The following is a 15282-nucleotide window of genomic DNA, read 5'->3' on the forward strand; positions in this document are numbered from 1 at the left end:
AAACTCTGATTCTATTTTTCAAGCTAATGATAACGCTTACGCAACTAATAGGAGGTAATGAGAATGCTTAAGACAAGTTCAACTAAGACTTACAAATGGATGGCCCTGGTATTAGCAATGCTAATGATTTGCACACCAGTTCTATCGATACCGTCCAAAACGTTTGCTGCAACTGCAACTGCAACTGCAACAAGCTACTACGTTGATGGTACAAATGGTAATGATGCCAACGATGGTTTGACAATTGGAGCCGCTTTTAAGACCATACAGGCTGCTGCAACTATTGCTCAATCAGGAGAAACTGTATATGTACGTGCTGGTGTGTACAGAGAAAAGGTTACTCCAGCTAATTCCGGTGTTACGATTAAAAACTACAATAGTGAAAGCGTAACTGTATCAGGTGCTGACTTGATTACAGGTTGGACATTGGATACTACATTGGCTACCGGAAAAAATATCTATGTAGCAGATATGAACTGGGATATTTACAACGGCGACGGAAATATTGTTTTCGCTGATGGCGTCCTAATGAAGGAAGCAACATTTCCGAATATTGCAGTTGCAGATCTTTTGGACAAAACGAAATATAATACTGTGAAAACATTCACTTTTGGGGCAACGTCTTCTATGGTTGACGTACCAGGATTAGGCACTAATTTTCCTGCTAATACATTAAATAGCGGTATGCTTTGGGTTCGAACTGGGAATGGTTATGGCAGCTACACAGCAGCCATTACAGGAAATCCTACTACCTCAACCATCAATATTAATTGGCCGGTCCTATCTACAGGTTACAATCCTGACAATACTTCATATTATTATATTACAAGAAATAAGGCTGTATTGGATGTTGAAACAGAATGGTACAAGGATGTAGCAAATGGAAAATTATATTTCATTGCTCCTGGCAACGTAGATCCAAGTACGATTATGGTTGAAGCTAAAAAGAGAGACTATGCATTTGATTTAACAGGAAAGACCCATATAACCATTGATGGAATTAAGCTAAGAGCTGCAAATCTTAACTTTGTTAATTCCAGCTATAATATGGTGAAAAATACTTTGGTTGATGCTCCAGACTATAACTTACCTGCTGGAATGGCTAACCTTAATGGTTTAACATTAGGTTTGAATTTGAATGGCGATCACAATACGATACGGGACAGCGAAATTAGAAATATGTACGGTCCCGGTATTCTAGTTGATGGACATGATAATAGTATCATTAACAATTACATTCATAATGTCGATTTCCTACATAGTTATGCAGATGCTGTAAAACTAAATGGATATAACCATCTTGTCAGCCATAATACCCTTACGATGTCAGGGCGTGGGCTTATAGGCGGCTCTTTTTCCAGATCAGTTATTGAGTATAACGATATAAGCCAAGGTATGAAGCTATCTAAAGATGGTGGCGCATTCTATGTTGTGAATGTGGATATGGAAAACACGGAAGTACATCATAACGTAGTTCATGATATCATAGGTGCCGGAGGGTCCCACGGTATTTATCCGGATAACTCAGTGCATAACGTTATTTTTTATGACAACATTACTTATAATACAAGTGCTAATGGAATGCTGATAAATGTTCCTAATGAATACCAATTATTTTATAACAATTCAATCCAAGGCCCTATAGGCCAGTTCTGCAATAACTTTGATGTCTGTGATTCAATAGGTTCGAAATTTACTAACAACATAGTAAGTGGTGCATTTGGAGGCGGAGCAAATAATAATGATATGACGAAAGACAAAAATATCATTAGTGCTGGTACTACACATTGGACGGCTCCTTATAGTGTAACTAATCCAACACCAACACTTCCTTCAGCGTATACCTTGAAGAGTACCTCTACAGGCTTAGATCAAGGTGTAGTAATTCCAGGAATAACTGATGGTTATGTTGGAAATAAACCTGATATAGGTGCAGTGGAAACTGGAGTAGCTCCATGGAAAGTGGGGCATGACTTTGCTAATCCTCCAAATCCTACTTTTTATCTAAATCCAAATATTCCATATAAAAACCAGATGAAAAATGCGGGCTTTGAAAGAGGGAATTTTGAAGAATGGACAATTACTGCAGGAACTCCGTCACTTTTTAAGCAGGCCGCTTGGGATTATAAAGCGTCAAGCATGGTTAGATTTCAGAATAATGCTGTTCGGCTAAAAGCTGGAGACACCATACAACAGACGGTAAACGGTCTTAAGCCTAATACGACCTATACATTAAATGCTTGGGGAATCATACAGGGAACGGTATTTCAAGCAGAAGACTATAATGCTAGCGCAGGAACATTCAGCCAAACCCCTTTCAGAGGAGAAAACTGTCTATGTGGTAACACTGCAGGCGCATGGGTTAAATATAGCAGTATCGACTTTGGAACAGGTTTATACAACAGCATCAACTTCGGTGCAGTAAGCAGAGTGACCGGCGGTAAGATCGATGTTAAACTTGATAATCCAACAAATCCGTCGATTGCCACCTATACTATAAATTCAACTAATGACGTAATCAACAATGGCGCTTGGAATTACAATAAAACAGATACACCTATAACAACATCAGTTACTGGGGTACACGATGTTTACTTGGTATTCTCAAATGCAAACGAAATCTACCTGGATAACTTCAGATTGTCCAATACTACTGCTAATGTGGATCAAGCGATATTAGGAGTTAAAGATTATGGAGGTACTGAGACTACTACAACGATAACGGATAAGACGTTCAACAGCACAACAAAGGCGAAGAGCATTGAGTTTACTACAGGACCTAATAATACAAGCGCTACCATATATGCAAGCAAGCCAACTGGTAATTACTATGCCTTTGTAGATGGTTTCGGGGTTGCTGAGAAAGTTCCGGTTCCGGCTCCATTCTCTGGTTCTTATAATGGAACAGTAGCTAATTTCACTTGGCCAGCTGTTTCGAATGCCGTAAGCTACGATGTGTACCGTTCAGACTTCAAAGATGGTCCTTATACGACGACTGTGTGCAGTGAGGTAACAACACTTTCTTGCAGTGATTCAACAATTGTTGAGCAAGGAAAGTCCTATTATTATATCATGAAGTCCCACTCAGCTTCTGGTGCATTGAGCGCAAATTCTGTAGAAGCCACAATATATATACCTTATAAGCTATCGACAGATCCTTACCAATCTATGCAGCCGTTTGATAGTTTCGAGAATGGATTGAGCAATTGGGTGTCAATGCCAGGTAAAGGTACGCCATCGCTCAGCTCAGCCCAAGTTCATTCCGGTACAAGGAGTTACATGATCAATGAAGATATGGATACCATTTATCAAACCTTTGACACCTCATATAACAAGGTAGTCTCCATGTGGTTCTATGACACCGCTTCAGCAACTAACATGCAGAACCTAGCTTTTGTCGACGATAGTGTTACCGCACGGGGTATCGGGGTCAACACGCCGACTTCATCAACGAAATACGCTTACCGTACCGGCGGTACTCATGTGGCTACAGGCGTGGCTAGAACAACCGGATGGCATGAATTTAAGTGGGACTATACTTCTGGAACACAAGTGGATATGTACATCGACAATGTCAAGATTGCTTCTCTAACAGGGGCCGCGAACTTTAATCGTATAGTAATCGGCGATCAGTGGTCAGGTAATACGGTTACGGCTTATTACGATGATATTTCCATTATGGATCTTCCAGCAGCACCGACTCAGAGTAATATCGAAGCTGGAAACGGAAAGCTAACCTTGAATTGGAGCAGCACTTCCGGAGCGACCGGTTATAAAGTCAAATATGGAACAGCGAGCGGCGTATACACGTCAACGGTTGATGTAGGCAATGTTTCCAGCACTACTATAGAGGGACTTCAAAATGGAACCACCTATTATTTCGCAATCAGCGCCTACAACTCAGTGGGACAAAGTCGTAATTCCAATGAAGGAATTGGAACGCCAGATGGCACTGCACCGTCAACTCAAGCTGTTTTGGATGGATCGAAAGGCTCTGGCAATTGGTTTACATCCGATGTGACGGTAACGCTTCAATCTCAAGACGATAATGCCGGCGTAGCGTCTTCGGAATATTCATTGACCGTATTGCAAAGCGTTTACGGCTTGCAATCAACTAATGGATTCGTGCCGTATACCTCTCCGCTCTTGCTTAGCGATGGCATCTATGAGCTGCAATATCGCTCGACAGATCGCGCTGGCAATGTTGAAGCGCCAAAGACGATTACAGTGAATGTAGATAAAACAGCACCAACAACGGTACTAACTGTAAATGGTAGCCCGTTGGTGAATGGAGCAGCTTTCTTAGACAGCCAATTGTTAAACCTGCTCGTTCAATCGGAAGATCAGTTGTCTGGATTAGCTACGCAAACTATTCTCATAGATGGAGTATTGGCAACATCGGCACAGAATAGTTTGAACTGGGCAGGTCAACTAGGAATCCATTTTATTCAAGTCGTTGCGACGGATCTGGCTGGAAATGTGACGATATCCGAGATTAACGTAAAAGTTGCGGCCAACGAAAGTTCGATGCAGGAACTGATGGAAAGATATGTGGCTACAGGGGAAGTAAACGGTTCGTTGGTAGCGCAAATCACAAACAAATTCAGCCAGTCTCTTGACCACTATAGCAAAGGACATACAGATCAAGCGATTAAGCATATGCAAGATGTTCTCAAGGATCTTGAGAAAGCAAAGCAAGGCGATATTTCTGCTTATGTAAAGCAAGTCTTGACTGCAGATGCCAAAACGATAATCGCAGTTTGGTCCGAATAAGGTGGTACAGACGAGGTCAGGAGCTATCGCTCCTGACCTCGTTCTCACATAAAAGCAAAGGGTTGATTTTATGCTCAGCACATTAACGCTCCGCGAATTGAAGCTTGCTCTGGAGCAAGTGGAAGCAGGAATATGTTGTGTTCTTAAAGAATAATCACAATTAAAGGGAAATGCTAACGGCAGCATCCGGATAGAATGAGGTGTATTTAATGCTCAAAGCCATTATCGTCGATGATGAAAAGCTCGTTCGAAAAGGAATCATTTCTATTTTTCCATGGGAGCAATATGAAATTGAAATTATAGGCGAAGCGGGGAACGGCGAACTCGCTCTTGAAATGCTGCAGGAACATGCAGTAGATCTTATTTTTGTTGATTTGACAATGCCTATTATGGGTGGTCTTGAATTGATGAAAAAGGTTGGAGAGTGCTTTCCCGATACTTGGATGGTTGTGCTTACCTGCCATCAGGACTTTACCTATATTCAGGAAGCCCTGCGACTTGGTGCCATTGATTATATAATCAAGACACAGCTTGACCATGAAAAGATTGAAGATGCTCTCGAACGAATTACCAGTCGAATCTTCAAGGAAAAGTATAGTCGAATTCCCGCTCAAAGCAGCGTAAGTAATGAAAATGAAATTTGCGGTCATGTGCTCGTTGTCGAGGACAAATCCGAACAGTTCCCTTTAGAATTTATAGAAACTGAATTGGTAATCAAAATAGACAACGGTATGTGGTTCATCACTTCCATGAAACATTGCGACGCATACGATCAAGCCCAATCCTGCATATCTTGGCAAAAAAAATCGATCTGGCTGGATGTTGAGGGAAGGAATCCGCAATCGATTCCGTATTTTTATGATCGACTTCGAGTGATAGTGCCATTAATTCAATTTTATCATTTCGAGCCCGGCCAAAAGATAGGAAGGCTTTCTTTGAACGCGATATCTCAGTTTCGGTTGAATTCTGATGAGGAGTGGCAGCTGGTGAAGGACCAGTGGCTCGATACTCGCTGGATTTATGACGATGATGATTTTGCCGTATTAATCGAGAAAATGGTACATGCAATGCCCGAGCCGAATAAAGTACACAACTTGATGAATGGATTAATGACTCCATGGCTTGAAATCGTGCAAAACGAACCAACTAGAAAGCGCTTGCAATGCAACAATCTATTTCCACTTTGGACGGATTGGGTAGATTGGTTGAAAGAGACTAGAACAGCCATCTGGAATGAAATGAAACGACATTCGTATGGGTCGGAAATCGTCGTAAATCTGGTGAAAGCGATTCGACATATCCATCAAACAAACGACTATTCCTTTAGCCGTGATGAATTGGCAACCAAGTATTTAATGAGCGGGAGCTACTTCAGCCAAATCTTTAAAGAAACGGTGAGGAAGCCCTATGGAGAATATTTGAAAGAAATACGGCTGCGCAAAGCTGTCGATTATCTACACGAGACGAATCTCCCTATTTATCAAATCGCCGAACAAACCGGTTTTCAGGATGAAAAATATTTCAGCAAAGTATTTCGCCATCACTATGGGATCAATCCGAACGAATACCGCAAACAACGGATTTCAAGCATCGGGGAAAAAGCATGAAGCAATTTAGCCTCCTTACACCTACCTATACCTTAAAATCACGAATGATCATCATCTTATTGTTAAGTACATTAATCCCCTTACTATTATTAGGTGCAGTTTCCGTTGTTTCTATTAAGAAAATTACCAACAAAAAAATCGAATCGGGTTTGTTTAATGCATTGAAGCTGACAAGCTCCAGCCTTCAAAGCACGCTCAACAATATGGATTACGCTTCATTACAACTTACGAATGAAGGCAGCGTGGGGCAAAAGTTATTAAGTTATTTGTCGATGGATAGCAGTTATCAAAAATTAGAGCTTAGTCAGGCCATACAAAGTAATCTGAACCTAGTAAACTTTACGAACCCTGATCTCGGTGTAATTTTGTACCGCTTGTCAAAAGAAAACGAAATTCCGTTTCAAAATTTGGTGATTCGCCCTGATGCTGATTTCTTAAATCTTCCCTTGCTTGCGAAGTGGAAAGGAGGCGTTTTCTCAGGCCCGCATCGCACACTTTATCGATATGGGGATAACCAGGTTTTTTCATTGCTGAGGCCGGTTTATAATCCGAACAATTTGGATGAAATGAATCAGGCTTACATTTATATCGAGACAAATCTTAAATTGTTCGAAAATATTTTGAACAAGCAGCAGTATGGTATGCCTGCATCCAATGTGCTGATCAATGATGAAGGCATAATTGTTTATAGCGATGCAGCGGAACCCTTTAAGCCCGGCATGCGTTTTGAAGTGGAACCATCAACAGTCTCGTTTAAAACAGTCAAAGATAATACATATATTTTCGGACAGCGGAATGAACAAGGCTGGAGTCTGCTCGCGGTCATCAATAAAAAGGATTATGAGAATGAGTTCTATTCGTGGCTTGTAAGATTCGCTTTAATCGTGTGCACTAGTTTGTTATTTAGCTTGATGTTTGCTTACCTATTATGGGGAATGGTGTATCGCCCATTAAAGAGAGTGGGCAAGCAAATCGAGCTGCTAGCGGATGACCGCTTCGATTCGACTGTTGCGTATACGAACATAGCTGAATTTGATGCGCTGACGCGGAAATCGTTTCAAATGAGAAATCGAATTCAAGAATTGATCACCGATGTTGAACAGCGTGAAACGAATAAGCGTAAGCTGGAGGTTGAAAAACTGCTCTACCAGATTAATCCCCATTTCATTCACAATACACTGAATACGATTCAATGGCTGGCCAAAATGAACGGACAATTCGAAATCGACCGGCTTGTTTCCGTTTTCACCCGTGTACTCAATTACAACCTTGGGAAAAAGGGGGAAATCGTGCCGCTCAAGGTTGAACTTGAAGCCTTACAAGACTATGTAACTTTACAGAGGATTCGTTATGATTATGATTTTCAAGTTTTGTGCGATATTGATGAAAGCTTGCAGGAGATCGAAATTCCACGATTTATTCTTCAGCCCATTGTGGAGAATGCGATTTATCATGGTCTTCATGATGAAAATGGCAAGATCACAGTTAGCATCCGAAGGAACGACGAACATACCATGCTCGTTGAGGTTAAGGATAATGGGAGAGGAATGACCCCTGAAGAAATTTCAAGAGTGATTATGGAAGAAAAAAATCCATTAAAGGAATCGGGATTAGGCATCGGTCTCGACTATGTCAAACGAATGATGCAAACGTATTACGACGGTGATCATAGCAGGTTTACTATTGAAAGCTTGAAAGGACATGGTACCGTTGTAACATTAACCATTCCTCTACGAAAGCCGAAGTATGAAAATGGTCAGAACGAGTAAGAAAACGGTCTAAACGATTTCATTGTTGTAATGAAAAGACGAATTTCCTCCTAAGAACACCACAATTCTCTCACGGAACATTTCGGCTTACTGTTAAGCTTAAGCTGTAGTTCAGATACATTCAGGGGGGGCAAAAGGAAGATGTCAAAAAAATGGTCCATGTTAGCCCTGGCTTCGCTAATGATAGTTGTTAGCGCTTGCAGCCAGACAAAGAATGAGGTTGAACCTTCTAGTTCAGCAGCGCCTAGCAAAGCTTCGACCTCGCCTAGTGCAGCTTCAGCAGGTCCATACGTCAAGTATGATCAGCCTGTTACCCTCAATCTCGCTAAAGTATACAACACCAAAGATCTAAAGCTTCCTAATGGCGATACAGTAGGAAACAATGAGTATCTTCGTTACGTGGAGAAAAAACTAAATGTTAAGGTTAACTTAACTTGGCAAGTTGAGACCCCGGATGCCTATGATCAAAAGATAGGCGTGTCGATCGCAGGCCGTGATTTACCAGACGCATTTATTGTAAACGAGTTGCAATTGAAGCAGCTTGCAGCGGCCAACCTCATTGAAGATCTTACAAATGTTTATAAAGACAATGCGAATGATTATATCAAAGGGCTATATAAATCCTATGATAATCGCGTTCTTGGACGGGCAACGTTTAATGGAAAGCTCATGGCGCTCCCGAATACGAATATTGGTCAGCAATATAACATAACATGGATCCGCCAAGATTGGTTAGACAAATATGGATTGAAGGCGCCTCAATCGCTCGACGATTTGGTAAACATCGCGAAAACTTTCATTGATAAAAATGCCAGCGGTAAAGGGACGATTGGCTTTACAGGTATTCCGAAGCTTGCAGGCTGGAATGCTACGCACGGCTTCGACCCGATTTTCGGTGCGATGAATGCCTACAAGGGTCAATGGCTAAAGGATGCTTCCGGCAAAGTCGTATACAGTTCGACATTGCCTGAGATGAAGACGGCGTTAGGCAAGCTGCATGATCTTTATGCTCAGGGCATTATTGACAAAGAATTTGCGCTGCGCAAAGATCCTAACGAAGTAGTGGCTAATAACCAGGTAGGAATTGTTTTTGGTCCATGGTGGAGCCCGTATTGGCCGCTGCCAGATTCCGTCAAGAATGATCCCACGGCGGAATGGAAGCCGTTCCTTGCGCCACTTGATACGAAAGGTAAATTTAATACCGCAGATCAAGATCCGACAAGCAGTTTCCTTGTTGTACGCAAAGGGTATGCGCATCCTGAAGCGGTTGTTAGGACGCTGAACGTGGAATATGACGGAATTAGACAATTTGATGCGGCAGCGAAGGATATTTACAAGGATGTGCCGGGAGTTGGCTCGATGTGGGGGTTGTGGCCGTTTACACTGCAAGTGGGTCCGGAAGATACGGTGTACCAAACTTCTGCGGAGCTTAAAAAGGCCGTTGATGCAAAAAATCGGCTTCTTTAAATGCGGAACTAAAATCTTATTATGATCATGTAGCGCAAAATAAGGACAATCCGAAAAAGGATATAAACGCCTGGAGCGATGCAATGTCTAGAATGGATGGTTCCCAATTGATGGGCTCCGATAAAGTCAACATGGTCCGGAACGTATTTTTCGGAAAAACCAAATCCATGGATCAGAAGTGGGCGACTTTGCAAAAGCTTGAAAATGAGACATTCCTAAAGATTATTATGGGAGAAGCACCGCTTGATAGCTTTGATTCTTTCGTCAATCAATGGAACAGCATTGGCGGTAAGGAGATCATTAATGAAGTTACGCAAGAAATGAACCGTTAATACATGAAAGTCAGGGGAGCGCCAGCCTGTAGCTTGGCGCTTCTCCTATATTCAGAATCGATTGGAGGTTTGGGTATGAGGTCGAACAAATGGCTCATCACCTATCACTTAATGCTGCTGCCGGGAATGGTCTTCCTTATCCTGTTCAGCTTGATCCCGATGTTTGGGGCCGTCATTGCGTTCCAAAATTTTATACCAGGCATTCCGATATTCAAGCAAGAGTGGATCGGCCTCGATAATTTCAAGTTCATGCTTCAGATCCCGGACAGCCGAAGTGTATTTCTAAACACCATTATTATAGCTTCCATGAAAATAATAGCAGGGCTCATTGTTCCCGTTACCTTCGCGCTGATCTTAAATGAGGTGCGAACTCGATGGTTTAAGCGATGGGTGCAAACGGTGGTATATTTGCCGCATTTTATTTCTTGGGTCATTTTGTCGGGGATTTTGACCACCATGCTTTCCTTAGACGGGATTATTAATCGAATCTTAAGCCAGTTTGGTATTGATCCTATTCTATTTTTGGCCAATAACAGTTGGTTTCGCTACATTATCGTCGGGAGTGACGTTTGGAAGGAATTTGGCTTCAGCGCTATTGTGTATTTGGCGGCACTAGCGGGAATTAACCCTTCCTTGTATGAAGCGGCGGAAATTGATGGTGCCGGTAGGTTAAGCAAGCTTAGACATATAACGCTTCCCGGTATTATGTCAACGATCATTTTGTTATCTACGCTAAGCTTAGGAAATATCTTAAATGCTGGTTTCGACCAAGTGTTTAACTTGTATAACCCGCTAGTTTACAGCTCCGGTGACATTATCGATACCTACGTTTACCGGGTGGGGCTCGTCAATTTTCAGTATGGCTTGGCGACTTCCGTTGGCTTACTGAAATCAATCGTTGCTATCTTGTTGATCGCACTATCTTATAAGCTGGCGAGCAAATTAGCTAATTATCGAATCTTTTAGGGGGGGGAGGGATTGTATGGTTCAGTCTAGAACGTGGCTTAGCCGAAGCGCGGATTTTGGTAATTATTTGATATTGATACTCATTTTTTGTATGTCATTATTTCCACTTTGGTATACACTGGCTCTCTCCTTTAGCGATAAATCCGCTGCGAATGCGGGAATCGTGTCCGTATGGCCGGTAGGATTCAATTTGTCCTCTTATCAGATCATCTTGCAAGATCATAAATTTTTTCAAGCTTTTCTTGTGTCAGTGAAGCGAGTTGCGATCGGCGGAGCGATCAACTTTTTATTAACGGTCCTGATGGCGTATCCATTGTCAAAAGAACCGAACAGGTTTCCCGGACGAAACATTTATATGTGGTTCCTGGTATTTTGTATGCTTTTTTCAGGCGGGCTCATCCCTCTTTATATAACCGTGGCAGAGCTGCATCTGCTGAATTCTATTTGGGCGCTAGTATTGCCCGGGGCCGTACCGATTTTTAACGTTATTCTGATCATGAATTTTTTCAGAAATTTGCCTAAAGAGCTTTCAGAGGCAGCCGTTGTAGATGGAGCAGGACCCATTAATACGCTCTTACGAATTTTTATTCCGATATCGCTTCCTGCCTTGGCAACAGTAACACTTTTCAGCATTGTCGGACACTGGAACTCCTTTTTTGACGGATTGATTTTTATGAATATGCCGGAAAACTATCCGCTTCAGACGTATATTCAGCAGCTGGTGGTACGGATCGATCCGCAATTGTTAAGCACTTTAACCACCGAGGAATTAATAAAATTATTTAAAGCTTCGGATAAAACGCTGAATTCCGCCAAGCTTATTGTGACGATGCTCCCTTTGTTGGTGATCTATCCATTTTTGCAAAAATATTTTATTCACGGGATCGTGCTCGGTTCTGTGAAAGAATGAAGGAAGGCTGAATTTATGACTACAGTTAAAAAAGTACACGTTATTTTCAAAACGCATTTGGATATCGGGTTTACCGATCTTGCGACTAATGTAGTTGACAAGTATATGAATACGTTTATTCCGCAAGCCTTATCATTGTCTGAACGAATGGCAAGAGAAGACGGACGGCATAAGTTTATTTGGACAGTTGGGTCTTGGTTGATCGAGGAATATTTGCAATCCGCATCGGAAGAGCAGAGGATCCAAATGGAGCATGCGATTAGCAGAGGAGAAATTGCCTGGCACGGTCTTCCTTTTACGACCCATACGGAATTGATGGATAAAACATTGCTTGAATATGGCCTGTCGATCTCCAAGAAGTTGGATCAACGATTCGGGAAAAAGACCATAGCCGCGAAAATGACGGATGTCCCCGGTCATACGATTGGCATCGTGCCTATATTGGCTAGATACGGAATTCGTTATTTACATGTAGGAGTAAATCCTTCTTGCAAGCCTCCGTGCGTCCCGCAAGCGTTTGTTTGGATGGCAAGCGACGGCTCCGAACTGATCGTGAACTATGCTGGTGATTATGGTCAAGCTCTGGAAGTGGAGGGACTTGAGGATGTGCTCTATTTTGCCCACACAGGTGATAATCGTGGTCCTTCTTCCATTGAAGAAATAGAGAGGCTGTACAGCCGATTGCAAACTGAATACCCTGGTGCGGAAATTGCCGCGTCGACACTAGATGCATTCGCTGAAAAGTTGCTTCAGTGTAAGCATGTGCTTCCGGTCGTCAGTGAGGAAATCGGTGATTCGTGGATACATGGCACGGCTTCCGATCCTTTGAAAGTGGCACGTTACCGGGAATTGCTTCGATTAAGAGATCAATGGGTGGATGCGGGTTCTTTAGATCCCAATGGCGAAAGTTACGGCAAGTTTTGCAATCGTCTCATGTTGATCCCAGAGCATACTTGGGGGTTGGATGAGAAAACATATTTGGCGGATTACGTAAATTACTCTGCAACCGATTTTAAGGCGGCGAGATCGAAGGATCAAATTAGGAATGAAGCGGTTCAAGGTCCGTATGATTCGTTTAATCAAATTGGGCAAAAGGAGCGCAGTTATAGGTACTTTGAGAACTCGTGGGAGGAGCAGCGCGCATATCTGGATCAGGCGGTGTCAGCGCTAAGTTCGGAGTTGCAAATCGAAGCAAAGAAAGTGTTAGACAGCCTGAACCTTGTCAGTTCGTATCTTTCGAATGACGCCGAACACATCGAGAATCTTGAAATGAACCGATGCTATACTTTGGGGAAATTTCGCGTTAGCTTCGCCTCCGATGGTTCGATTGATCAACTGATGGATATAAATGGGAAAGAATGGGCAAATGATGAAAATAGGTTGGCTGTCTACCGATATGAAACGTTCGGCAAAGAAAACTACGACCGCTATTTTAAGGAATATACGATTAACCTGAAGCAGCATTATTATTGGGCGATTCCCGATCACGGCAAGCCCGGTATTGAATATGCCGAGCCTGCTCCGGAACATAAGCAGTACCGTCCGATTCTAAGAAGCCTTCAATTGGAAAAGCGGGCGGGCAACGACAAAGTAAGGGCTCAATTGGAAATTCCTTCCGATGCTTGTAACCATTATGGCGCACCTCATCAGCTCGCGATCGTATACACGTTCCATCATGACGATTTTAACATCGATGTAGAGTTGAACTGGATGGAAAAACCGGCATGTCGTTTGCCGGAAGCAAGCTGGTTCTCGTTTGTCCCTTGCGTTGACAATCCGAACATGTGGACGATGGATAAACTGGGTACACGGATTTCGCCGTTATCGGTAGTAAAGAACGGAAACCGGAATATGCACGCTGTGAATACAGGACTTTATTATGAAGGCGCGGATGGGAGCCTCATAATCGAGACGATGGATGCTCCCATCGTATGTCCGGGTGAAAGAAGATTGCTGCAATTCAACAATACGTTCGCTCCTCTGGAAGGTGGATTCCATTTTAATTTGCATAATAACGTATGGGGAACCAATTTTCGCATGTGGTTCGAGGAAGATATGAAATACCGCTTCCGATTACGGTTCAAGTCTAACAGATAATAGAGTTCCTAAAGAATGAATTGGAAATCACTTCTGAGAATGATCAAAATTAACCACTCGCTGTTTTATTCCGATACTCGGATGGCGTGACACCCGTTATTTTCTTAAATACTTTCGAAAAATGGTTCTGATAGTCAAAGCCGACTGCGATGGCAATTTCATTGATCGACTTTTGAGAGTAAGTCAGCAGTCGCTTGCTCTCGGCTATGCGAATTTTATTCAAATTATCGCTAAAAGACAGTCTTGTTTCCATATTGATCTTATTCGATATATAGGAAGGATGCTTACCAAATTTATCTGCCACGTCGTTCAATGTGATTTTTTCGAAAAAATGTAAATTCATATAGTGAATGATATCTCTCACTAATGCCGAGTATTGTGGATTTGCAAATTGTTTGATGGCAGCCGTATATTGTAAAATCATCTCTTTCATGAGCAGTACAATTTCTGCTCTTGTACCAAGGTTCTCCGCTCGTCCGATAAATTTGTAGGCAAGCGTTCTTGCATATCCATTTTCTACGCCGCTTTCCACCGCAATTTGGCAAACGATCGCGCATGTGGAAATGAAATGGTTTTTGGCGGAACGAAGGACGTCGCCGCTCGCAAGTTCAAATCGGTTGACGCTTTCTTGGAAGCTGGACATGGAATCCAAGTGGCTTTGAACGATGGAGACGTCGCCGGTCTGCATTTTTCCTTTTAACCGCTCGTATTCCTCAAGTGTAATGTGCAAAGCTTCTTGCTCGTAGTAGAGGTTGACAAGAGAAACTTCAGGGATTACGAGGGGAGAAGGGGGATGCGTTATGCTGTACGTTTTCGGCCGCGGAATGCAATGTTCTTCATCTTTGACGAACAACCAATAGAATAATCGCCCCAGATATTCGAGCTCTTTTCTGTTTTTGGACGGGATAAGCAGATCGAACTTGCTCTCAGGGGATGCCAATCCGACAGGCCCTAGAATGAGCATTATTTCTTCGTTATCCGTGCGAACCAGTAGATAATGATACAAACACGAATCAGGTGTCCAAAACGTGAAGTATGGATGATCAAGATGCGACAATTGCTTGATCATCTCTTTCATGAGCAGCAGTGTCTTGGAAAGCAACTTTTGTCTTTCCGGGTGGATACATGCAAACAGAAGCTGCCCATCGTTATCAGCTCCAATGACATCAATCCCGTGCAGATAATGAAAGCATCTCGCTTTCTCCTCAGCAGTCCTCATGCGAAACCTCCACAACCTTAACTAAATATCTTCAATAATAACATTCGTTCAATTTAAAATTCAATTTCCCGAAAAAATGTATATTTTGAATCTATTATAAGCAACAGTGAAAACGGGAGGCAGCCTAAAGATGAACGTCTTA

Annotated in this window: 9 protein-coding genes; 8 read left to right on the forward strand and 1 reads right to left on the reverse strand. The window is 42.4% G+C overall.

The features are described 5' to 3' along the window. The first annotated feature begins 99 nt into the window (after positions 1-99). From ACBP55_RS11520 to ACBP55_RS11555, 8 genes are all read left to right on the forward strand, one after another. Entirely contained in the window at positions 100-4773 is a 4674-nt protein-coding gene (locus ACBP55_RS11520; RefSeq protein ID WP_464651645.1) for an FIMAH domain-containing protein, read from the forward strand. A gap of 209 nt (positions 4774-4982) precedes the next feature. Then, positions 4983-6380 (forward strand): response regulator transcription factor, encoded by a 1398-nt coding sequence (locus ACBP55_RS11525; protein ID WP_464651646.1) that lies wholly within the window; start codon positions 4983-4985, stop codon positions 6378-6380. After that, the gene (locus tag ACBP55_RS11530; protein WP_464651648.1) at positions 6377-8149 is read left to right on the forward strand and encodes a sensor histidine kinase; all 1773 of its coding nucleotides are present in this window, start codon (positions 6377-6379) and stop codon (positions 8147-8149) included. The genes ACBP55_RS11525 and ACBP55_RS11530 overlap by 4 nt, the downstream gene beginning before the upstream one ends. 141 nt (positions 8150-8290) lie before the next feature. Then, positions 8291-9616, forward strand: coding sequence for a type 2 periplasmic-binding domain-containing protein (locus tag ACBP55_RS11535; protein WP_464651649.1), 1326 nt, complete (start codon positions 8291-8293; stop codon positions 9614-9616). Between the two features lie 83 nt (positions 9617-9699). Then, entirely contained in the window at positions 9700-9948 is a 249-nt protein-coding gene (locus ACBP55_RS11540; protein WP_464651650.1) for a hypothetical protein, read from the forward strand. A gap of 75 nt (positions 9949-10023) precedes the next feature. Continuing rightward, positions 10024-10914, forward strand: coding sequence for an ABC transporter permease (locus tag ACBP55_RS11545; RefSeq protein WP_464651652.1), 891 nt, complete (start codon positions 10024-10026; stop codon positions 10912-10914). Positions 10915-10930: 16 nt separating this feature from the next. Beyond that, complete coding sequence (locus ACBP55_RS11550) at positions 10931-11824, forward strand: carbohydrate ABC transporter permease (RefSeq protein ID WP_464651654.1); 894 nt, start codon at positions 10931-10933, stop codon at positions 11822-11824. A 15-nt stretch (positions 11825-11839) separates the two neighbouring features. Further along, positions 11840-13921 (forward strand): DUF5054 domain-containing protein, encoded by a 2082-nt coding sequence (locus ACBP55_RS11555; RefSeq protein WP_464651656.1) that lies wholly within the window; start codon positions 11840-11842, stop codon positions 13919-13921. A 49-nt stretch (positions 13922-13970) separates the two neighbouring features. Here ACBP55_RS11555 and ACBP55_RS11560 read toward each other — a convergent pair whose 3' ends face one another. Next, complete coding sequence (locus ACBP55_RS11560) at positions 13971-15140, reverse strand: AraC family transcriptional regulator (protein WP_464651657.1); 1170 nt, start codon at positions 15138-15140, stop codon at positions 13971-13973. Positions 15141-15282 lie beyond the last annotated feature (142 nt).

The sequence above is a fragment of the Paenibacillus sp. WG02 genome (genome assembly GCF_055396115.1).